The sequence below is a fragment of the Methylobacterium iners genome, from assembly GCF_022179305.1.
GTDB lineage: Bacteria > Pseudomonadota > Alphaproteobacteria > Rhizobiales > Beijerinckiaceae > Methylobacterium > Methylobacterium iners.
Genome location: NZ_BPQP01000090.1, coordinates 1 through 20600, shown reverse-complemented (window position 1 = coordinate 20600; position 20600 = coordinate 1). Strand labels below are relative to the sequence as shown.

The window sequence follows — 20600 nt, the reverse complement described above, 5'->3', positions numbered from 1 at the left end:
CCCGGAATGACATCGGAGGATCAAACTTCGCCGCGGTGGACAAGTTCGAAGCCCTGACCGGTTTTGGGCTCAGCCAGCTGAGGCCCTCAATCCGGCAGAACGAGCACGACCGGATCGATCGGCACGACGATGCAATCCTCCGCCGAGCCGTCCTCGTGGACCAACATGGCGAAGGCTTTCGGCGCTGCGATCGTCGTCATGTGCGCGTGCCAGGCGCCGGCGCGATAATGGACGCCGAGATGGCCGGGCACCCTGAGCGCGAGCAGCGCATCCGGGTCCGGCCGCCCGTCCCGGTCCGGCGCCACCACCACGAGGTAGTCGCCGCCGCCCAGGGGCAGGAAGGTCTGGCTCGAATGCGGGTGCCGCTCCAGCGCGCGCAGCGGCATCGTCTCCGCGAAGGGCAGGCTTCGCACGAGCGCCAGGTTCGCCGGCACGCCGGGACGGGTATTCTCGAGGCGTGCGGCCCCGTCCTGGCGCAGGCCCCCGACCGGGGCTTCGAGCAGCGTCCCGAACGGCGCGAAGGCCTCGGGCGTCATGGGCTGGATCGCGAGGCGGCAGGCGGGAGCGTCAATCATCAGGTTGATCCCTCAACGGCGTCGCGCGGCTTCCGCGGCGATGCGCAGGAGGGCGCTCGAGGCATGGGCGTGCGCCAGCTCCGGGTCGGCGCGCCGGCAGGCCAGGACGGCCTCCTGCAGCAGCTGCACGGCTTGGCGGAGCGCGCCCGGCGACCAGCGCGCGAGCTGCGTCTCGACGAGCGCTTTGCGCCGGAAATGCAGGCCGCGCCAGTTCGCGGCCATCGCGCCCGGGCTCTGCCCCTCGCCGGCGAGCCGCACGCTGAGCAGGGTGAGGGCATGACGCAGGGCGGCGCCGAGCATCGCGGAAGGATCGAGGCCCTCGTGCCGGAAGCGGCGGCCCTCCTGCTCGACCTGCCCCGTCTGGCCGGCGAAGGCGGCGTCGATCAGGGTGTTGAGCACGCTGCCGGCGACGTCGCTCACCACCGCCTCGACGTCGTCGAGACCGACGCTGCCCCGGCCGTGGGCGAAGAGCGCGAGCTTCTCGATCTCGGAGAGGCTGGCGCCGCGGTCGCCCCCGAGGCTGCCGGTCAGGACCTCGCGGGCCTCGCGGTCGATGCGCAGGCCGTGCTCGCCGAGCGTGCGGTCGATGAGCTCGGCCAGCGCCCGCTCGTCGTCGGCGTAGCAGGGCAGGGCGAGCGCGTTCGTGGCGCGCTCGCAGAGGGTGCGCAGCGGCGCCGATTTCGCGAGGTCTCCGGCCTCGACCACGATGCGGGTCGTCCCCGTCTCCGCCGCGAGGACCGCCTCGACGGCCGGCGCGTAGTTGCGCGTCCCGGGTCTCACCCAGATCGTGCGCGCGTCGCCGAACAGGCCGATCGTGCCGGCCTCGTCGACGAGGCGCCCGGGATCGGCCGCCAGGGTGTCGCCGTCGATCTTCACCAGGGCGAAGGGATCGTCCGGGTTCGCGCCGAACCGGGCGACGAGACGCCGGGCGCGGTCGAAGACGAGGCCCGTATCCGGCCCGTAGACGAGGACCACGCTGACGCGGGGATCGGGACCGCGCCGAATCAGCGCCTCGACGTCGCCGGCCTTGACGGCACTCATCGGCGGGTCAGGGCTTGGTCACCAGGACGGAGGCGATCCGGGTCTTGATCTGCTCGGAAAGCACCTTGGCCAGCCGGATCTCGGCGTCGCGGGCGGCGCGCAGCGAGGCGAAGCGCTGCACCGAGCGGTCGTAGGTGGCGGTGGAGGTCGCCACGCCCTCGCTGATGATCTTCGTGCCCTCGAGGTTCTCGAGCGAGTACTTGACGGTGGCGACGATGGTGCCGGCCTCGGCGCGGCCCGTCTGCGAGGACACGATCGGGGTCTGCACGGCCTCGCTGCCCTGCATCCTGAGGCGGAAGCGCTTGGGCGAGGGCTGGCCGGAGCCGTCGAGGTCGAAGATGAGCTCGCTGCGCAGGTAATGCCCGATCCGCTCCTGGCCCTGCGCCATGGCGATGTCGTCGACCTGGACGGAGGCGAGCAGCGCCACCATCGACTCGCCGGACGCGGTCGGCCCGTAGAGGGGCCGGAAGCAGGCCGAGAGGCCGAGCGTCGCGGCGCAGACGAGCGCGATGCGCAAGCCGGTCTTGAGCCCGCGCCTTCCCCCTCTTTGGCCTGTCGGAAGCGTCATGTCCGCGTTCGTCCTCAACACCCCTGACCACGCTCTTTACGGCGATCGAGGGTCGCGCGTCACCGGTGTAGCGCCCAAGCTTTACGATTGTCCTGCGGCAGGAACGTGTCCGCGTCCGGGGTACATCCGGTTTCCGGCCCCTCACCTCCGGTTTGGCGCGCGTTTCCCTCTCCCCGCCGGGCGGGGAGAGGCCCGCATGCACCTTGCCGTGCATGCGGGAAGCGTAGGCGCAGCCGCAGCCAGGGTGAGGGGGTCTCCGGATGAGGCACCTTCGGAGACGCCCCCTCACCCTCGGCTGCCGCCTCGCTTTGCCGACGACGAGGTCGGCAAAGCCCTCTCCCCGCCCGCGGGGAGAGGGGGTGCGCACGAGCGTTCCGGGCGACCCAGGACCCACACTCAAAACCGTCCGGCGATCGTGAGACGCACCGCCCGCGGCTCGACCGGGTGGAAGTGGCGGTCGGCGATGCCCTCGGCCGGCTCGCCGCGCAGGCGCGAGGGGTAGAAGTAATCGATCTGGCTCGCCCGTGCGCCCAGCAGGTTGAGCGCGTCGAGCTGCACGCTGATGCCGTTGTCGAAATTGTAGCCGAGGCGGGCATTCACCAGCGTCGTGGCGCGCGACCGGGCGGAATTGTCCTCGATCAGCGGCCGCGGCCCGAAATGGCGCAGGCGCAGGGAGCCGAACCAGCCCGTGCCTTCGCCGAGCGTGAGGCCCGCCGCCGCGATGAAGGTCGGCGCCGAAGGGATGCGGTTGCCGGCCGGGTCGACGTCGGAGAAGCGGGCATTGGTCAGGGTGAGGTCGGCGTCCAGCGAGAGCCAGGGCGTCAGCGCGTAGTGGTTCGTCCACTCGACGCCGAAGCGCCGGCTCGGGCGGCTCGGCTCCGTGGTGCCGGCATCGCCCACGAACAGGTTTTCGGAGTCGAAATCGAGCTGGAACAGCGTCACGGTCGAGAGCAGGCCCTCGATCGCCCGCGTCCTGACGCCGACCTCCGACCCGACCGAGCGCACGAGGAGCGCCACCCGGTCGAGGGGGAAGAGCGGGTTGCCCGGATCGACCGTGATGGTGGCGCCGCGCGCGTCGTTCGAGTGGAAACCCTCGCCGTAATTCACGAAGACTTCGGTGTCGGCCCAGGGCCCGAGCACGAGGCCGAGCTTGGGGCTGACGAGTCCGTCGCGCGCGGTCCCTGAATTCAGCGGGTTGTCGGAGACGACCCTCGCGTCGTAGCCGTCCGCCCGCACGCCGATGCTGGTGCGCAGCCACTCGGTCCAGCGCACGCGGTTGTCGAGGTAGAGCGCGGCGCTGCCCTCCTGCACGCGGTCGTCGCGCACGGTGCCGATCCGGGCGCGGGACGCCGTGTTGAACAGCCCGACGCGGATGTCGTCGAAGCGCGCCTGGATTCCGACCTCGTTCTCCATGGGCAGCCCGAACAGCTCGCCCTTGAAGATCCGGGCGAGCTCGCCGCCCGTGACAATGCGCCGGTCTCGCTGGTGGAATTGGTCGCCGTCGACCGGATTGTCGAGAAAGTAAGTGAAGTTGTTGAAGAGGTTGAGCGTCGAGCGGATGACGTAGGCATTGGCCCGCGTCACCCCGCCGGAATCGGACGCGCTCCAGCGCCCGGAGAGGGAGAGGCGGCTCGCGTCGCCCCCGTCGGTGGGGTCGACGGTGCCGAACCGGCCGATGATCCCCTCCGCGACGGCGCGGGCCGGGATCTGGTTCGTCGCGTTCCAGCGTCCGGCATAGGCCATGCCGGTGGCGGAGAAGCCGTCCAGCGTCGTGCCCTGGCTGTAGCGCACGACGCCGTTGATCTTGCGCAGGCGGTCGGGGACGTCCCAGGGGCCGTCGTAGGCCTGCGCCTCGCCGGCCACGAGCAGGGTGCCATGGCCGAGCGGCGCCGAGGCGATGGCGAGCGCCCGTCTGTAGCCGAAGCTGCCGATGGAGGTGAGCGCCAGGTTGCGCTCGACCTGGTCGAGGTAATCGATCCGCACGGAGCCGGCGGAGGCGAAGTCGCCGTCGCGGACGAAGTAGGGGCCCTTGTGGAACTCGACCGCCCCGACGAGCTCGGGGATGAGGAAGCTGAGGTCGGCGTAGCCCTGGCCGTGGCCGTGGGTGCGCATGTTGACCGGCATGCCGTCGACCTGGATGGCGATGTCGGTGCCGTGATCGAGGTTGAAGCCGCGCAGGAAGTACTGGTTGGCTTTGCCCTCGCCGGAATGCTGGGTGACGATGAGGCCGGGCACCGCCTCCAGCACCTCGCCGGGCCGCGTCACCGGGCGGTTGTTGATCGCCGCCCCGGTGACGACGCCGGCGCTTGAAGCCTGGATCGGCGCGGTGAGAGCCCCGAAGGCCTCGGCGCCGCCGATCCCGCCGGCGCCCCCGGGATAGCCGGCGCTGGCATTCGTGACGAACGGCGCGGCCGAGACGCTGAGTTCGGCGAGATCCGCGCTGGCCTGAGATTCGGCGAGGGCGGGACATGGAGAGGAGACGAGGAGGACGAACGCTGCGGGGCGCAGCGGCGGGATGAGGAGCGACATGCGGACGGGCTCGCGGGGCGAGAGTGGCACGTCACCGCGAACGAAGCCGACCGGGCCGCATGACGCGACCCGTTCGACACCCATCAGGACACCCCGCCCGACGCGGCTCGCGCGTGACCACGACTGACGGCAGGTCTCCTGGCTCGCGGGTCATCGCCCCCCATCGTCTTCCCAGAGGCCGAAGCCTCCAGTGACATGGTGATGAGGGGCTCGCCGCTTACAGTTGCGGGGGCAGCCGCGGCCTCGGGCAATCCTTGCGGACCTGCACCCTCACCGCGTTCCCTTTTGATCCCCGAGGGGAACCGTCGCGTGCATGCTCGGACCGATGCGGGCCCCGGTCAAGATACCGCCACGCTTTGCTCCGCCGCGTGGTCCGCGCGCCACAGGCGCGACCTCGCACCCGTCAGGCGGGGAGGTGCTGCCGCTCCAGGTGCCGGCGCAGGCGCGTGGTCCCGTAAACCTTGGCGAGGCGCTCGCGGGCGGCCCGGACGGGCGGCGCCTCGCGCTCGGCGCAGGCCGCGGCGATGATGCGGAGCGCGTCGGCGACGGTGCGCTCGAGGCGGGTGTCGGCGCCCGTGCGAACGGGCCTCGCGGAGTCGGTGCGGTCCATCTGCTCAATGCCCCTTGCGGTCGTCGTGACCTTCGCCCTCTGGCGGGGCGATGGGACTGAGCATCGGGCTCCCGCTTGGCCGGAACGTGGCAGCTTGGCCGTTCCGGCGAACGCGGCTGGTCAATCGCGGTTGCTGCCCTCGCCGAACCTGTCGCGGCAGACATACCCGACGAAGCATTTCGGGTTGTCGAGGGTGGTCTCGAAGGTCGCCTTCGGCGTGGTGGCCAGCGGGCAGAAGCCGCCGTCGCGCACGATGAAGTCGTAGGTGTGGGGCCCCGTCGTCAGGACGATGGCGCCGCTGCGCGCCACGAGGTCGGCCGCGGCGGCGCAGGTCAGGGCCGGCGTCGCGGGACGCACCTGGGCGATCGCGCCCGATCCCACCAGGAGGGCGGCGGCGGCGGCGAGGCCGGGGAGAGCGGGTTTCATCGCGATCGATCCTGCGGCTTGCACTGATTCCGACGGATGCCCTCCAGAGTGAGGCCTGTCCCCGCCCCGCGCAACGGCCGTCGCGCCGCAGGGCCGGGGTTGATCCGCCGCGACCGGCGCGGCAGACGGGACAGAGGCTCGGCCCCGACGGCGCCGGGCGGCGCTTCCTCGCGCGAGGGCTTCATCATCGTGAGCGGATCAACGGCCCCGTCCCATCATGCCGGCGCGCCGCCGCCGGGCCCCGTGGCAGCACGCTACGGCGCGCTGGTCGCCTCGGGCGCGATCGGGCGCGACCGGGCGCAGGTGCGGCTGGTTCATGCACTCGACCGCTTGGTCCAGGACCTCGAACGGCGCAAGCGCGCCCGCAAGGGCAGCGCGCTCGGTTGGCTGTTCGGCCGGCGCGACGATGCGCCGGGTCCGCCTAAGGGCCTCTACATCTGGGGCTCGGTCGGGCGCGGCAAGACGATGCTGATGGACCTCTTCCACGAGGCGGCGCCGGGGCCGAAGCGCCGGGTGCATTTCCACGGCTTCCTCGCCGACGCCCACGAGCGCATCCACGCCCACCGGCAGGCCCTGAAAGGCGGCGAGGCCAAGGGCGACGACCCGATCCCCGTGGTGGCCGAGGCGCTGGCCGCGGAGGCGACGCTGCTGTGCTTCGATGAGTTCACGGTCACCGACATCGCCGACGCGATGATCCTGGGCCGCCTCTTCACGGCGCTGTTCCGGCACGGGGTCGTGGTGGTGGCGACCTCGAACGTCGAGCCGGACCGGCTCTACGAGGGCGGCCTCAACCGCGCCCTGTTCCTGCCCTTCGTCGAGGCCCTGAAGGACCGCGTCGAAGTCCTGCGCCTCGACGCCCGCGCGGATTTCCGCCTGGAGAAGATCGGCGGCGCCTCGGTCTACCACTTGCCAGCGGACGAGGCCGCGGCCCGGGCGCTCGACGAGGCCTTCAAGGGCCTCACCGGCCGGGCGCGGGGCCGGCCCGCCACGCTCCGGGTGCAGGGGCGCGACGTGCCGGTGCCCGAGGAAGCCGCCGGCGTGGCCCGCTTCGCCTTCGCCGACCTCTGCGCCCAGCCGCTGGGCGCCTCCGACTACATGGCGCTGGCTCGCACGTTCAAGACCATGATCGTCGAGGACATCCCGATCATGGGCGAGGCGAACCGCAACGAGGCCAAGCGCTTCATCACGCTCATCGACACCCTCTACGATTTCCGCGTGAAGCTCATCGCCTCGGCGGCGGCCGAGCCGCAGGGGCTCTACACGATGACGGAGGGCCGCGAAGCCTTCGAGTTCGACCGCACGGTCTCGCGGCTGATCGAGATGCGCTCCTCCGAGTACCTCGCCCTGCCGCACGGCCGGGGCGACGAGGCCTCGGGCTCCAGCGCCGGTCTCGTCGAGACCTGATCGGCCGGCCGGACCGGCCGCGTGCAACGATCCGGCCCTCGACCGCGTTCCCGCCGCGCACTCAGAGCAGCTGAGTTGGGGGAAGAGATCATGTCGGTACGTTTCGCACTGGGCTTCGTGCTCACCGCGGTTGCGGCAAGCGCTACCTCGGCCGCTCCCATGACGGACGAGGACAAAGCCATCCTGCAACAGCAATGCGCGGGCGACTTCACGACCTTCTGCGCCGGCCTGCCGCCCGTCGACGGGCCTGAGACGCAGGCCTGCTTCACGAAGAACATGTCCAAGCTCTCGCCGGGCTGCCAGGGCGCCATCCAGGCCTACAAGAAGAAGGGCTGAGGCCGCAGCCCAGCGCGGTCCTCGGAGCAGGCCTCCTCGCGGCAGCCGGCCGGATCGCGATCCTGCCGGCTGAACGCCCTGACCCGTCGCGCCGAGACCTCTCGCGCGCCTATGCTCGCCCGTATCCCGGTCCCGCAGGTGCGCAGATCGCGCGATGGGCCCGGCATCGTGCCTACCGGACCCACGAGCATGGTCCCAACCACCCACGGCATGTGCGCAACGGCACATACCTTGTCCACGCGCCTGCCGCCCCACGGTTGCGGCACGTCCTCTCCTGTCTAGATCCCTTCCGAAGAGCCGGCACCGCTATCGTCCGCCCGTCGCGAACGGGCGCGAACCCGACGGCCCGACTGGGGGTTGTCGGAGCGATGCCGGTGCGAGCGCCCCCCGCCATCGGCCCGCGGGGCGGCTGAAGACAGGACGAGAGCGATGATCAAACTCACCGTGAACGGCGCGGAGCGCAGCTTCGACGGCGATCCCGACATGCCGCTGCTCTGGTACTTGCGCGACGAGCTCGGGCTGACCGGCTCCAAGTTCGGCTGCGGCGCGGCCCTGTGCGGGGTCTGTACCGTCCATCTCGGCGGAGCGGCCACCCGCGCCTGCGTCACGCCCATCTCGGCCGCCCAGGGCCAGAGCGTTGTGACGATCGAAGGGCTGTCGCCGGACGGCAACCATCCGGTCCAGGCGGCCTGGCGGGAGCTCAACGTCTCGCAATGCGGCTACTGCCAGACGGGGCAGATCATGCAGGCGGCCTCGCTCCTGAACGAGACCCCGAAACCCACCGACGCGGAGATCGACGGCGCCATGAGCGGCAATCTCTGCCGCTGCGGCACCTATCCGCGCATCCGCGCCGCGATCCACAAGGCTGCCGGCAACACTGCGAATTCGGGAGAGCGCCTGTGATCCACGACGCCAAGATGATGCAGAACGCGTTCGCGGCCGAAGCGCCGCCCACGGCGCTCGCCAATGTCAGCCGCCGCGCGATCCTCGGCGGGTTGGGCGGGCTGGTCCTCGCCCTGTCCTGGCGCGAGCCGGCCTTCGCCGAGGACAAGGCGGAGCCGAAGAAGTTCGGCGGCGACGCCATGCCGAACGGCTGGCAGGACAACCCGAAGGTCTTCGTGGCGATCGCGCCCGACGGCACCGTCACCGTGACCTGTCACCGGGCCGAGATGGGCCAGGGCGTGCGCACCTCGATCGCGCTCGTCGTCGCCGACGAGCTCGAGGCCGATTGGGCGAAGGTCCGGGTGACCCAGGCCTGGGGCGACGAGACGCGCTTCGGCAACCAGGACACCGACGGCTCGCGCTCGCTGCGCCACTTCCTGCCCCACATGCGCCATGCCGGCGCCGCCGCGCGCGCGATGCTGGTCCAGGCCGCGGCCAAGCAATGGGGCGTGCCGGCTGACGAGGTCAGGGCCGAGAACCACGTTCTCACCCATGCCAAGTCGAAGCGCTCGATCCCCTACGGCGAGGTCGCGGCCGCCGCGGCCGAACTGCCGGTCCCCGCCCGCGAGAGCGTGACGCTGAAGGACCCCAAGGCCTTCCGCTACATCGGCAAGGGCGAGATCGGCCTCATCGACAACCGCGACATCACGACGGGCCGGGCGATCTACGGCTTCGACGTCCGCGTCGAGGGCATGCTCTACGCGCTCGTCGCGCGGCCGCCCGTCTTCGGCGGCAAGGTCGTCAGCGTCGACGACAGCACGGCGCTGAAGGTGCCCGGCGTCGTCAAGGTCTTCACCATCGGCCCGCCGGAGCTCCCCTCCGAGTTCCAGCCGCTGGGCGGCGTCGCCGTGATCGCCAAGAACACCTGGGCCGCGATGAAGGGCCGCGAGGCCCTCAAGATCACCTGGGACGACGGCCCGAACGCCAATTACGACTCGACCGCCTTCCGGGCGGAGCTCGAGAAGGCGGTGCGGGCGCCGGGCAAGGTCGTGCGCAACCAGGGCGACGTGGACGCCGCGATGAAGGGCGCCAAGACGCGGCTCGAGGCGGAGTACTTCGTGCCTCACCTGGCGCAGGCGCCGATGGAGCCGCCCGCCGCGCTCGTGCAAATCAAGGACGGGTTCTGCGAGGCCTGGACTTGCACGCAGGCCCCGCAGGCGACCCACGATCGCCTCGCCAAGAAGCTCGGGCTCGCCCCCGACAAGGTCCGGGTCAACGTCACGCTGCTCGGCGGCGGCTTCGGCCGCAAGTCGAAGCCGGATTACGTGATCGAGGCTGCGCTCTGCAGCCAGGCGGTCGGCGGCGCCCCGGTGAAGCTCGTCTGGACCCGCGACGACGACCTGCACAACGGCTACTTCCACACCATCTCGGTCGAGCGGCTCGAGGCGGGCCTCGACGCCAAGGGCATGCCCGTGGCCTGGCTCCACCGCTCGGCGGCGCCGACCATCGGCTCGATCTTCGCGGCGGGCGCCAAGAACGCGCTGCCGTTCGAGCTCGGCATGGGCATGGTCAACAACCCCTTCGCGGTGCCCAACGTCCGCCTGGAGAACCCGGAGGCCGCGGCGCATGTGCGGATCGGCTGGTTCCGCTCGGTTTCGAACATCCCGCACGCTTTCGCCATCCAGTCCTTCGTGTCCGAACTCGCCCACGCGGCGGGGCGCGACCCGAAGGATTACCTTCTCGACCTGATCGGCCCGGCCCGGATCATCGATCCGACCGCGATCGGCGACGTCTGGAACTACGGCGAGGACCCGGCCCGTTATCCGATCGATACGGGGCGGCTGCGCCGCGTCATCGAGACGGCGGCGGGCGCCGCCCGCTGGGGCCGCAAGCTGCCGAGCGGGCAGGGCCTCGGCATCGCGGGTCACTACAGCTTCGTCACCTACACGGCGGTGGCGGCCGAGGTCGCGGTGGATGCCAAGGGCGGGGTCACGATCAACCGCATCGACATCGCCGTCGATTGCGGGCCGCAGGTCAATCCGGAGCGGGTGCGCTCGCAGATGGAGGGCGCGGTGGTGATGGGGATGGGCTTGGCCCTCTCCTCCGAGATCACCTTCAAGAACGGGCGGGTGCAGCAGGACAATTTCGACGGCTACGAGATCACCCGGATCGACGCGGCCCCGAAGGCCGTCCATGTCCACCTGCTGCCCAGCACCGACTACGCTCAGCCGCTCGGCGGTGTCGGCGAGCCCGGCGTCCCGCCGGTGGCGCCGGCCATCGCGAACGCGATCTTCGCGGCCACGGGCCGGCGCATCCGGCAATTGCCGATCCGCGATCAGACGAGCGCCTGAGGCCCGCCGCTCGGGCGCGGATTTCGGGTTCGCCCGGGATCCGCGGCCCCCACTCCGACCCGATCGGGCGAGGACGATCGAAGGCCTGGTCAAGGACCCGCTGCCGGCCGCGCGGGTTGAACCCGTGCGGGCGCAGGACGCCGGTGCGGCTGAGCAAGGATGTTTCTCGATGACGCGTATGATTTGGGCTGTAGCCGGCCTCCTCGCCGCAGGACCCGCGCTGGCCTCTCCGTGCTCGGACGGCATCGCGGCGCTGGAGGGTCGGGTGAAGTCGCAGGCGACCGGCGCGATCTCGGCCTCGACCAGCGGCAAGGCCGCGGCCGGCGCGCTGGAAGGTCAGGGCACCGCGGGCGAGACCGGCGCCGCGCCCGTGGCACCACCGGAGAAATCGGCTCAGGCCGGGGAGGGCGGCGAGCGGGCGATGCAGGCCAAGGTCGCCCTCGACGAGGCCCGCACCGCCGACGGCAAGGGTGACGCGAAGGCCTGCACGGAGGCCCTCGACCGCGCCCGGAAGCAGCTCGACGGCGCTCCCTGATCGAGGCGGACCGTATGTGAAAAGGGCGGAGCGCCCGCAAGGGGAACTCCGCCCTAGGGTTCGACCGACGCGTTCGCGCGGCCAGAACCGATCACATGTTGCGCATCATCCGGCGCTTCATCATGCGCCGCTTCATCATCCGACGTTCCATCATCCGCCGCTTCATCATGCGGCGCTCCATCATGCCGACCTGCGTGATCCCCGAGGCATCGGCCTGAACGGCGGTCGGGCCGGCCGGAACGGCGGAGGCAGGCCCGGCAGCCAGCGAGAGGCCGCCGACCAGGGCTGCGGCGGCGAGGGCCAGTTTCATCTTCGTCATGGTGTTTCTCCCGTGAGGCGACTCCGACCGCGTCCTGCGAACGCCGTACAGGGACGGGATGAGCGCGAGGCCCGTCCGTCGCAGGTGGTCTCGTGGCGGCGCCGGCGAGAGATGCCGGCATCCGCGTGCATCGTCCTCGCATTGCGAGCGAGGAGCGGTGGCTTACGCGCGGCGGTAGGAGAAAGTTTCAGGCTCAGGCTCCCGCCGGGAAGAAAACCCCGGGGCGGTGCTCTTGGGCAGCGTGAATCGACTGCCCCCTGAGTGCGAGCCGGGGCGCCGAACGCCGCCCCGGCCGGGCTCAGGCCGCCGCGCCGAGCGCGTGCATGTTCCCATTGAGGCCGGCGCAGAGATCATCCACGGCGGCAAGGTCGAGCGTCTCGCCCGATTGACTGGCGATGGCATCGATCAAGTGATCGTGCCGGGGATCGAAAGGGTGTCCCTGCAACCGATAGTATTGATAATACCTCAATGCCGCTAAAATCGTATCTCGTTCGCGGGGCGTCACGGTAATATTCTGCATTGCTCGAGAAAATCCCTCGTTTCGTGGCAAAATCTCGGGAGGCAACGCAACGACTCACCGAGCTTGGCTTTTGTAGACGTGCGTTCGCGGAGGCGTCCACCACCCCTGCGCCCACGAAACAGTGTGCGGCCCGGACGGTGAGCGGATCGATCCGCCCCAAGTCGTTGGCGGTTCGGCACTTCCGTTTGGCGCCCCGCGCCGCAGATTTATTTCTGCGCCTCACGGCCGCAAATGTCGTTGACAAAGGCGGGTACGATCGCCCCCGCGGGCCCGTATCGCGCCTCGTCGAACGACCCCGCGTTGTCCGATGGTTCTAGGTTCATCTCGAGGGTGCGGATGCCGTTCCGGCGCGCCCGCGCCGCGAAACCGGCCGCGGGATAGACCGCGCCGGACGTGCCGATGGCCGCGAAGAGGTCGGCCCGGTCCAGCGCCGCCTCGATGCGGCCGAGGTGCATCGGCATCTCGCCGAACCAGCCGATATCCAGGCGCAGGCTGCCCGCCGCTCCGCAGCTAGGGCAGGGCTGGTCGGTGCCCAGATCGCCGCGGTTCCCGCGGACGTCGCGGCACGCGGTGCAGCGGGCCTTGAGGATCTCGCCGTGCATGTGGGTCACGGAGCCGGAGCCGGCGCGCTCGTGGAGATCGTCGACGTTCTGGGTGCACAGGAACAGCGCGCCGCCCCGTTCGGCGAGCACCGTTTCGAGCCGTGCAAGGGCTGCGTGGGCCGCGTTGAGCTGGGCCGCGACGACGCCTTGGCGGCGCAGGTTGTAGAAGGCGTGCACCTCGTCCGGATCGGCGGCGAAGGCCTCGGGCGTGGCCAGGCGCATCGGATCGAAGCGCCGCCAGAGACCCTCGCGATCGCGGAAGGTGCCGAGGCCGCTCTCGGCCGAGATCCCGGCTCCGGTGAGGACGAACAGGTTCATGCGGTTCTCCTTCGGACGCGGCCCTCGCGAGCGGATCGATAAAATTGTTCTTAACCCGCGGCTGCCATTCTACCCCGGCGGACGCGGCACCGGTCCTCTCGGACCGGACGCCTCGCCCGAGGTTCGCTCGCAGCAGGCGCCGATGTCGAAAGCCCAGACGGACTGCGCCGGCGAGACCCGATCGCCCGCTGCGGACCCACCGCCCCTCAGCCCGAACCTCCGCCGGCACCTCGGACGCAACCTGCGGGCCTTCTACGCCGACGCGATCGGAGAGCCGCTGGGCGAACGCATCGAGGCGCTCCTCGGCCGGCTCGACAAGACACGCCGCTGAAGGCCCCGCGCCGGACGGCCATCCACAGCGTTCAGGCACGCTTCAGGACGAGCGGTGCAATTGCGCACCACATCTTTTGATCATTTGCTCTAGAAGCGCGCGGCACAGAGCTTTACTGGCTCCGACTCGAAGATATTCCAATGACCGTCATCGCCCTCGTCGTCCTCGGCAACGTCCTCCTTGCCGGGCTGTTCTCGCTCATCGCGTTTGCAGCCGACTAAATACCCTCTCGTCCTGCTGCTCCCCCTCGCATTTTCGTCGCTCGACGCGGCGGTTCCGCCGAGACCTTGTCTCGGCCTGTCCCGCGCGTCAGTATGGTGAACGCGAGATGAACGCGTCGCGGTGTCCATGCCGCGGCGATGCGGCGACGGAGAAGGGCGATGCTGTCGATCGGCCAGGCACTCGTATCCGCCACGGGCTTCTTCGGACGTAGCCCGACCCGCCAAGCCTCGTCTCCCCGGATGCAGGACGAGCGCGAGTGGGCGGAGACCGATGAGACCGCCCAGCAGCCCGCCGACGCCTTCTCCCGGGGAGCGCCCTGTTTCGATGCCGTCGAGGCGGCGCTCAAGGACGCCGGCTACCTCGATTCCTGACCTCTCAGGCCCGCAGGGGCAGGGGACGCGCCGACGGCGCAGGCCGTGGCCTGCTGACCCGCGAACGTTCTTTCTAAAGAACGGGGCCGCCGCGGTAACGCCGTTCCCCTGAATCGCCCGCGCACGACGAAATCCTTCTCCCCACCCGCTTGCCAGCTTCGCGTGCCCGAAGTGAGAAGGCGGTTCACCTGCCCTGCACGAGGACGGCCCGAACTGCCCCGCTTGACAACGTTCGTTTAAAAGAACGAAAAGGCCGGACCACGCGACGTGCTGCCGGCGCGTGGTGCCTTGACCGATGCTTGGGCAGCGATGGATTTCGGAGGCAGACGTGATCCCTTTCAACGATCGCACCGGACGCCGGGCCCGCGCCGTCCTCGCGACCTGCCTTCTCGCGGCCACGCTCGGCGCGGGCCAGGCGCGTGCGCAGACGGAGCTGCTCAACGTCTCCTACGATCCGACGCGGGAGCTCTATAAGGAGCTGAACGCCGCCTTCGTGGAGGATTGGAAGGCGAAGACCGGGGAGACGATCACGGTCCGCGTGTCCCACGGCGGCTCCGGCTCGCAGGCCCGCACCGTCATCGACGGCGTGCCCGCCGACGTGGTGACGCTCGGCATCCCCTCGGACATCGATGCGATCGCGCGGATCTCGAAGAAGATTCCCGAGGATTGGCGCGCCAAGCTGCCCAATGCCGGGCTTCCCTACGTCTCGACCGTGGTGTTCCTCGTCCGCAAGGGCAATCCGAAGGGCATCAAGGATTGGGGCGACCTCGTGAAGCCCGACGTCGCCGTGATCACCCCGAACCCCAAGACCTCGGCGGGCGGACGCTGGAACTTCCTGGCCGCCTGGGGCTACGCCTACGAACGCGACGGCAAGAGCGCTGAGAAGGCCAACGCCTTCGTTGGGCAGCTCTACAAGCAGGTGCCCGTCCTCGACACCGGTGCCCGCGGCTCGACCGTGACCTTCGCCCAGCGCGGCCTCGGCGACGTGCTGCCCACCTGGGAGAACGAGGCCTACCTCGTCTTCGAGGAGTTCGGCCGCGACAAGTTCGATGTCGTCGTGCCCCCGACCTCGATCTACGCCGAGCCGCCGGTGGCCCTCGTCGACGCCAATGTCGACAAGAAAGGCACCCGGAAGGCGGCCGAGGCCTATCTGCAGTTCCTCTACTCGGACAGGGCGCAGGCGCTGTTCGCCAAGCACCGCTACCGCCCGAGCCGCCCCGAGGCGGCCCGCAAGGAGGATCTCGCCTTCTTACCCGAGGTGAAGCTCTTCAAGATCGAGGATCTCCAGGGCAGCTGGGACGACATCCAGAAGCGCAACTTCGACAGCGGCGGCCTGTTCGACCAGTTGAGCAAGGCGCCGGGGCGGTAGCGCGATACCCTCCCGCAGAGGGGAGGGATTAGAGCTTCACTTGGAAACCTTCATGCCCGAACCCCTCCGCCCCCGACGGCGCCTCATGCAGCCCAGCGTGATTCCCGGCTTCGGGCTCGCCTTCGGCTACATGCTGACCTGCCTCGGGCTCATCGTGCTCCTGCCGCTGGCCGCGCTCGTCGCCAGGGCCTCCGGTCTCGGCCTGTCAGGCATCTGGGAGGTCGCCACCGATCCGCGCGTGGCGGCCGCGCTCAAGGTGAGCTTCGGCATCTCGATCCTCGCCGCGCTCACGGCCTCGACCTTCGGCTTCCTCGTCGCCTGGGTGCTGACCCGCTACGATTTTCCCGGCCGACGCGTCGTCGATGCGGTGGTCGACCTGCCCTTCGCGCTGCCCACCGCCGTGGCCGGCATCGCGCTCGCCTCGCTCTATGCCCCCAACGGCCTCGTCGGCGCGCAGCTCGCCAAGCTCGGGATCCAGGCGGCCTACACGCCGCTCGGCATCTACATCGCCATGGTCTTCATCGGCCTGCCCTTCGCGGTGCGGACCGTGCAGCCGCTCATCGTGGAGATCGACCGGGAGATCGAGGAGGCCTCGGCCACCCTCGGGGCGGACCGCCTCCACACGCTGACGCGGGTCATCCTGCCGCCGCTGATTCCGGCCGTGCTCACGGGCTTCGCTCTCGCCTTCGCCCGAGGCGTCGGCGAGTACGGCTCGATCATCTTCATCGCCGGCAACCTGCCCTACGTGTCGGAGATCGCGCCGCTCCTCATCGTCATCAAGCTCTCCGAGTTCGACTACAAGGGCGCCTGCGCGATCGCGGTGATCATGCTCGCCATCTCCTTCGCGACGCTGCTCGCGATCAACCTGATCCAGGCCTGGAGCCGCCGGAGATTCGGCTATGTCTGAGGCCGCCGCCCTTCCCCGGGTCAGCCCGCAGCCCGCCGTGGCGACGGAGGGACGCCCCGTCCGCTGGGTCCTCACGGCGCTCGCGATCGGCTTCCTCGCCCTGTTCCTGGTGCTGCCCCTGATCACCGTCTTCGCCCAGGCCTTCGCCAAGGGCTGGGATGCCTATCGCGCCGCCTTCGACGAGCCGGATGCGCGCTCGGCGATCCGGCTGACCCTCACCGTCGCGGCAATCGCCGTGCCCTTCAACCTCGTGTTCGGCGTGGCCGCCTCCTGGGCGATCGCTAAGTTCGAGTTCGTAGGCAAGAACCTGCTCGTCACCCTGATCGACCTGCCCTTCTCGGTCTCGCCGGTGGTCTCGGGCCTCATCTACGTCCTGCTCTTCGGGGCGCAGGGGCTGCTCGGCCCCTGGCTCCTTGCGAACGACATCCAGATCATCTTCGCGCTACCGGGGATCGTTCTGGCCACGATCTTCGTCACCTTCCCCTTCGTCGCCCGCCAGCTCATCCCCCTCATGCAGGAGCAGGGCAACGCGGAGGAGGAGGCCGCCCTGACACTCGGGGCCTCGGGCTGGCACGTGTTCCGGACGGTGACCCTGCCCAACATCCGCTGGGCGCTCCTCTACAGCGTGCTCCTCTGCAACGCCCGGGCGATGGGCGAGTTCGGCGCCGTGGCGGTGGTGTCGGGCCATATCCGCGGCCTCACGAACACCATCCCGCTCCACGTGGAGATTCTCTACAATGAGTATAACTTCGTTGCCTCTTTCGCCGTCGCCTCCGTCCTTGCCAGCCTCGCTCTTGTCACCCTCGTCATCAAATCCGGGCTCGAATGGCGCTACAGCGACGAGCTCGCGGCGGGCGCACGGCGTCACTGACCGGATCGGCGCCTCGACCGCCATCCGGGTCGAGGACCTGTCGAAGACCTTCGACACGGCGGCCGTCCTGCACGACCTCTCCCTCGACGTGCGGGCCGGCGAACTGCTCGCGCTGCTCGGCCCCTCGGGCTCGGGCAAGACGACGCTCTTGCGCGTCATCGCCGGACTCGAACTGCCCGATCGCGGCCGCATCATCTTCGGCGGGGACGATGCCACCCGGCTCCCCGTGCAGGAGCGGGCGGTCGGCTTCGTGTTCCAGCACTACGCGCTCTTCAAGCATATGAGCGTGGCCGAGAACATCGCCTACGGGCTCAACGCCCGGAAGCGCCCGGGCCGCCCGGACAAGGCCGAGATCAAGCGCCGGGTCGGCGACCTCCTCGACCTCATCAAGCTCTCCGGCTTCGCCGACCGCTATCCCTCGCAGCTCTCCGGCGGCCAGCGCCAGCGCGTGGCGCTGGCGCGGGCGCTGGCCGTCGAGCCCCGCGTGCTCCTCCTCGACGAGCCCTTCGGCGCCCTCGACGCCCAGGTCCGAAAGGACCTGCGCCGCTGGCTGCGCGAGATCCACGACCGCACCGGCCAGACCACGATCTTCGTGACCCACGACCAGGACGAGGCGCTGGAGCTCTCCGACCGGGTCGCCGTGCTCGACAAGGGCCGCCTCGCCCAGGTCGGCACGCCCGACGAGGTCCAGGAGGCCCCGGCCTCGGCCACGGTGCTGAAGTTCCTCGGTGACACCATTGAGGTCGAGGCCATCGCCGAGGGCGGCCGGGTTTTCGTCAACGGGCGTCCGACGCCGGTGGCCGCGCCGCCCGGCCTCGTCGGCCCGGTCAAGCTCTACGCCCGGCCCTGGCAGCTCCGCTTCGCCGAGCCCGAGCACGCCCATGTCGAGGGCGTCGTGCGCACCTCCTACCGGACGCAAGGGCGTCAGCGCATCGAGGTCGACAGGGCCGAGGGTAAGACCGTGGTCGTCGAGGCCGCCAATTCCGCCCGGCTCGCCGCCGGCCGGCCGGTCGGCCTGCAGATCGTCGGGGGCCACGTCTTCGCGGATTGAGCGCCGAACTCGGGCCGGCGACCGACGCGGCGTGGTCCGCCCCGCCGACGCGCGCTGACGTTCAGGCTGACACTTGGAGGGTCCTCGGTTTTTTGCGCCGCACTCAAGTTCGGCTGCAACCGTTCCGGCCCCTCGGGGATTACGTGTCCAACAAACGCAACGCGCTGCGTTGCCCATGAAGCCATACTGAGGACGCGCCCGCCGGGTCGCGTGCAGGACCCCACGATGAATGCGACGAAATCCCATGTGCCTGCCTTGGCGGGGGCAGCTCTCATGACGTTTGCCTGGATCGCCGCCGCTTCAGCCGCACCGGCGGTGCGGGCCACGAAGGTCGCGGATGCGGGCCAAGCCGTGGCCGCGACGCCCGCCATCGACAACGAGGACGACGGCTCCAACTGCACCCGCTCCCGCAAGCGGCTCTGGGTCGACGGCGAGGGCTGGATCGTGCGCCGGGTCACGACCTGCCGCTGAGACGGCTCAGGCCCGAGCGACTCGGGCGGAAGGAGCTTGGGACAAGCCCCGCTTACGCAGTCTTCGGCGATGGCGGAACCCTCGGCCCCGGAACGACCATGACGGCGGCGCGATTCAACGGTCTGATCCGCGTAGGAGTGCCCGATGTCGACCCCGAACCGCTTCCCATCGTCCGCTGCCCTTGCCCTTGCCCTCGCCCTCTGCGTCGCCGCGTCCGGCGCGGCGACGGCCCAAGGCACCCCATACGGCTACACCGGCTACGGCTATGGATACGCGGAGCCCCTGGTCCGCGGCGATTACGTCGGCGCGCCGCTGACCCGTTTCCCGCGGCCGAGCGAGCTGGTTCCCGCCGCCTGGGGCTACGGCACCTACGGCATTCCGACCGTGTCGGGCATCCGAAGCGCTCCGGTTGGAGTGCCGACCGTCTACATCATCGATCGCCCGGAGCCGACGGCGCGCCGCCGGGCCGCGGGCCCGGCCCGCGTCCTGTCGCGCGGCAGGGATGGACATTGGTCGGACGCGCAGGCCGAGCGCGGCGTCGGCCGCACTGCCGGTGCCCAGATCATCCCGGTGAGAACGCCGAGCCGCTGAGGCTGGCGCCAGCCCGGACGCGTGGGCCTCATCAGCTCGGCGCATCGGGCACGAGCGCGGCGAACCAAGCCGCGTAGGAGCTGCGCGCGGCCATCCGCCGGTTCTCGTCGGGCGCGCCGTCCTCCCACCAGACCGGCCCCCGCTCGCCGAGCGCGACCTTCGCCCTCTCGACGGCGGCGCGCGCATCAGTCAGGGCGTTATCGTCGCCCGCGCGCTTGGCGACGCCGACCGCCCGCCGCGCCGCCATCAGGGCCTTGACCCATGTCCGCCGGCTGTCCTCGGGAAGGGCCGGGTTGGTGCGGCGCCACAGCCGGCCGCGAACCACGAAATAGCGCCCGTCGGGCGTGACCAGATACCGGTCCGGCAGGGGAGCACCCGCCTCTTCCGAGGCCCTGCGGCGCATCATGTTCCTGCAATCCTTCGCAACAAATTAAGGTGTTTCCCCGAAGCTCCGCGCAGGAACCTCCTCTTGGGTGGACGGCGGATCGCCATGCACATCGTCATCGTTGATACCAGCCGCGTCGTCCTCAAGATCGTCTCCGGCCTGCTCGAGCCGCGCGGCCACACCGTCCACGTCTTCACCGATTCCGCCGAAGCCCTCGATTACGTGACGAACACGCCCTCGGTGCGGGTGCTCATCACCAGCCTCGAGGTCCGGCCGATCAGCGGTCTCGAATTGTGCTGGTCCGCCCGCCTGCTCGCGGAGGCGAACCGCCCGCTCTACGTCATCACGATGTCCTCGGCCCGCAATGCCCGCAACCTCGCGGAGGCGCTGGACAGCGGCGCCGACGACTTCATCGAGAAGCCGCCGGGCGGCGAGGAGCTGCATGCCCGCCTGCGCGCCGCCGACCGGCTCACGACCATGCAGAGCGAGCTGATCCGCCTCGCCGAGACGGACCCGCTCACCGGCCTGCTCAACCGCCGGGCCTTTCTCCAGCGCAGCCGGGAGGCGGGCGACCGGGCCGGCAACCACGGCCGGATGTCGGCGATCCTCGTCGACATCGATCATTTCAAGCGGATCAACGACGAGTACGGCCACGATGTCGGCGACGCCGCGATCCAGGCGGTGGCCCGCGAGCTGGCGCCGGAGGGCATCGTCGGCCGGCTCGGCGGCGAGGAATTCGGGATCGTCCTGCCCTATCGCCCGCTGGTCGAGGCCGAGGCCTTCGCCGGGCGCCTGCGCCTCGTCATGCAGGCCCTGCGCATCCGCGGCGCCAAGACGCCGATCCGGCTGACCTGCAGCTTCGGCGTCAGCGAATGGTCTGAGGGCGACACGATCGAGGGCCTGATCAAGCGGGCCGACATCGCGCTCTACGAGGCCAAGAGCGGCGGGCGCAACCGCGTCGTCTCCGCCGCGACGGATCTGCTCCTCGCCCGTACGGCGTGATCGCGGTTGTGGG

General features: G+C 70.3%; 24 protein-coding genes and 1 riboswitch. Of the genes, 14 read left to right on the top strand and 10 right to left on the bottom strand.

Features of this window, described 5'->3' with window-relative positions; genetic code table 11:
• Positions 1-86: 86 nt before the first annotated feature.
• The 6 genes from MFF55_RS23935 to MFF55_RS23910 all read right to left on the bottom strand — a co-directional run bounded on the left by MFF55_RS23935 (position 87) and on the right by MFF55_RS23910 (position 5749).
• The gene (locus MFF55_RS23935; RefSeq protein WP_238246622.1) at positions 87-575 is read right to left on the bottom strand and encodes an ureidoglycolate lyase; all 489 of its coding nucleotides are present in this window, start codon (positions 573-575) and stop codon (positions 87-89) included.
• Between the two features lie 12 nt (positions 576-587).
• A complete protein-coding gene (gene holA, locus MFF55_RS23930; protein ID WP_238246621.1) occupies positions 588-1616 on the bottom strand; it encodes a DNA polymerase III subunit delta in 1029 nt (342 codons plus the stop codon).
• A gap of 7 nt (positions 1617-1623) precedes the next feature.
• Positions 1624-2184 carry an LPS assembly lipoprotein LptE gene (lptE, locus tag MFF55_RS23925; RefSeq protein ID WP_238246620.1) on the bottom strand — a complete coding sequence of 187 codons (561 nt, stop codon included), beginning with the start codon at positions 2182-2184 and terminating at the stop codon, positions 1624-1626.
• Positions 2185-2580: 396 nt separating this feature from the next.
• Positions 2581-4713: a TonB-dependent receptor gene (locus MFF55_RS23920; RefSeq protein WP_238246619.1), complete on the bottom strand. Its 2133-nt coding sequence runs from the start codon at positions 4711-4713 to the stop codon at positions 2581-2583.
• 111 nt (positions 4714-4824) lie between these two features.
• A riboswitch (cobalamin riboswitch) is annotated at positions 4825-5035 on the bottom strand.
• Between the two features lie 81 nt (positions 5036-5116).
• Complete coding sequence (locus MFF55_RS23915) at positions 5117-5323, bottom strand: hypothetical protein (RefSeq protein ID WP_238246618.1); 207 nt, start codon at positions 5321-5323, stop codon at positions 5117-5119.
• A gap of 120 nt (positions 5324-5443) precedes the next feature.
• A complete protein-coding gene (locus MFF55_RS23910; RefSeq protein ID WP_238246617.1) occupies positions 5444-5749 on the bottom strand; it encodes a hypothetical protein in 306 nt (101 codons plus the stop codon).
• Between the two features lie 189 nt (positions 5750-5938).
• Between MFF55_RS23910 and zapE the strand changes: the two genes are divergently transcribed.
• From zapE to MFF55_RS23885, 5 genes are all read left to right on the top strand, one after another.
• Complete coding sequence (gene zapE / locus MFF55_RS23905) at positions 5939-7153, top strand: cell division protein ZapE (protein ID WP_373874861.1); 1215 nt, start codon at positions 5939-5941, stop codon at positions 7151-7153.
• Positions 7154-7243: 90 nt separating this feature from the next.
• Positions 7244-7489 (top strand): hypothetical protein, encoded by a 246-nt coding sequence (locus MFF55_RS23900; RefSeq protein ID WP_238246616.1) that lies wholly within the window; start codon positions 7244-7246, stop codon positions 7487-7489.
• A gap of 429 nt (positions 7490-7918) precedes the next feature.
• A complete protein-coding gene (locus MFF55_RS23895) occupies positions 7919-8392 on the top strand; it encodes a (2Fe-2S)-binding protein (RefSeq protein ID WP_238246615.1) in 474 nt (157 codons plus the stop codon).
• A complete protein-coding gene (locus MFF55_RS23890) occupies positions 8389-10722 on the top strand; it encodes a xanthine dehydrogenase family protein molybdopterin-binding subunit (RefSeq protein ID WP_238246614.1) in 2334 nt (777 codons plus the stop codon). Before MFF55_RS23895 ends, MFF55_RS23890 begins: the two co-directional genes overlap by 4 nt.
• A gap of 169 nt (positions 10723-10891) precedes the next feature.
• Positions 10892-11257, top strand: coding sequence for a hypothetical protein (locus MFF55_RS23885; RefSeq protein ID WP_238246613.1), 366 nt, complete (start codon positions 10892-10894; stop codon positions 11255-11257).
• Between the two features lie 91 nt (positions 11258-11348).
• On the opposite strand, the gene MFF55_RS23880 is transcribed toward MFF55_RS23885, so the two are convergent.
• From MFF55_RS23880 to MFF55_RS23870, 3 genes are all read right to left on the bottom strand, one after another.
• Positions 11349-11576 (bottom strand): hypothetical protein, encoded by a 228-nt coding sequence (locus MFF55_RS23880; protein WP_238246612.1) that lies wholly within the window; start codon positions 11574-11576, stop codon positions 11349-11351.
• Between the two features lie 298 nt (positions 11577-11874).
• A complete protein-coding gene (locus tag MFF55_RS23875) occupies positions 11875-12096 on the bottom strand; it encodes a hypothetical protein (protein ID WP_238246611.1) in 222 nt (73 codons plus the stop codon).
• Between the two features lie 206 nt (positions 12097-12302).
• A complete protein-coding gene (locus MFF55_RS23870) occupies positions 12303-13016 on the bottom strand; it encodes a Sir2 family NAD-dependent protein deacetylase (protein WP_238246610.1) in 714 nt (237 codons plus the stop codon).
• Between MFF55_RS23870 and MFF55_RS23865 the strand changes: the two genes are divergently transcribed.
• From MFF55_RS23865 to MFF55_RS23830, 8 genes are all read left to right on the top strand, one after another.
• Complete coding sequence (locus MFF55_RS23865; protein ID WP_238246609.1) at positions 13015-13347, top strand: NepR family anti-sigma factor; 333 nt, start codon at positions 13015-13017, stop codon at positions 13345-13347. The genes MFF55_RS23870 and MFF55_RS23865 overlap by 2 nt on opposite strands.
• 380 nt (positions 13348-13727) lie before the next feature.
• Positions 13728-13940: a hypothetical protein gene (locus MFF55_RS23860; RefSeq protein WP_238246608.1), complete on the top strand. Its 213-nt coding sequence runs from the start codon at positions 13728-13730 to the stop codon at positions 13938-13940.
• Positions 13941-14271: 331 nt separating this feature from the next.
• Positions 14272-15309 (top strand): sulfate ABC transporter substrate-binding protein, encoded by a 1038-nt coding sequence (locus MFF55_RS23855; RefSeq protein WP_238246624.1) that lies wholly within the window; start codon positions 14272-14274, stop codon positions 15307-15309.
• Between the two features lie 52 nt (positions 15310-15361).
• Positions 15362-16216, top strand: a complete 855-nt coding sequence (gene cysT, locus MFF55_RS23850; protein ID WP_238246607.1) for a sulfate ABC transporter permease subunit CysT — start codon at positions 15362-15364, stop codon at positions 16214-16216.
• Complete coding sequence (gene cysW, locus MFF55_RS23845; RefSeq protein ID WP_238246606.1) at positions 16209-17087, top strand: sulfate ABC transporter permease subunit CysW; 879 nt, start codon at positions 16209-16211, stop codon at positions 17085-17087. Before cysT ends, cysW begins: the two co-directional genes overlap by 8 nt.
• A 4-nt stretch (positions 17088-17091) precedes the next feature.
• Positions 17092-18138: a sulfate/molybdate ABC transporter ATP-binding protein gene (locus MFF55_RS23840; RefSeq protein WP_238246623.1), complete on the top strand. Its 1047-nt coding sequence runs from the start codon at positions 17092-17094 to the stop codon at positions 18136-18138.
• A 273-nt stretch (positions 18139-18411) separates the two neighbouring features.
• Positions 18412-18609, top strand: a complete 198-nt coding sequence (locus MFF55_RS23835) for a hypothetical protein (RefSeq protein ID WP_238246605.1) — start codon at positions 18412-18414, stop codon at positions 18607-18609.
• A gap of 144 nt (positions 18610-18753) precedes the next feature.
• Complete coding sequence (locus MFF55_RS23830) at positions 18754-19200, top strand: hypothetical protein (RefSeq protein ID WP_238246604.1); 447 nt, start codon at positions 18754-18756, stop codon at positions 19198-19200.
• Between the two features lie 31 nt (positions 19201-19231).
• Here the strand turns inward: MFF55_RS23830 and MFF55_RS23825 are convergent, their stop codons facing one another.
• Positions 19232-19606, bottom strand: coding sequence for a hypothetical protein (locus MFF55_RS23825; protein ID WP_238246603.1), 375 nt, complete (start codon positions 19604-19606; stop codon positions 19232-19234).
• Between the two features lie 84 nt (positions 19607-19690).
• Between MFF55_RS23825 and MFF55_RS23820 the strand changes: the two genes are divergently transcribed.
• Positions 19691-20587: a GGDEF domain-containing response regulator gene (locus MFF55_RS23820; protein WP_238246602.1), complete on the top strand. Its 897-nt coding sequence runs from the start codon at positions 19691-19693 to the stop codon at positions 20585-20587.
• The last annotated feature ends 13 nt before the right edge of the window (positions 20588-20600 follow it).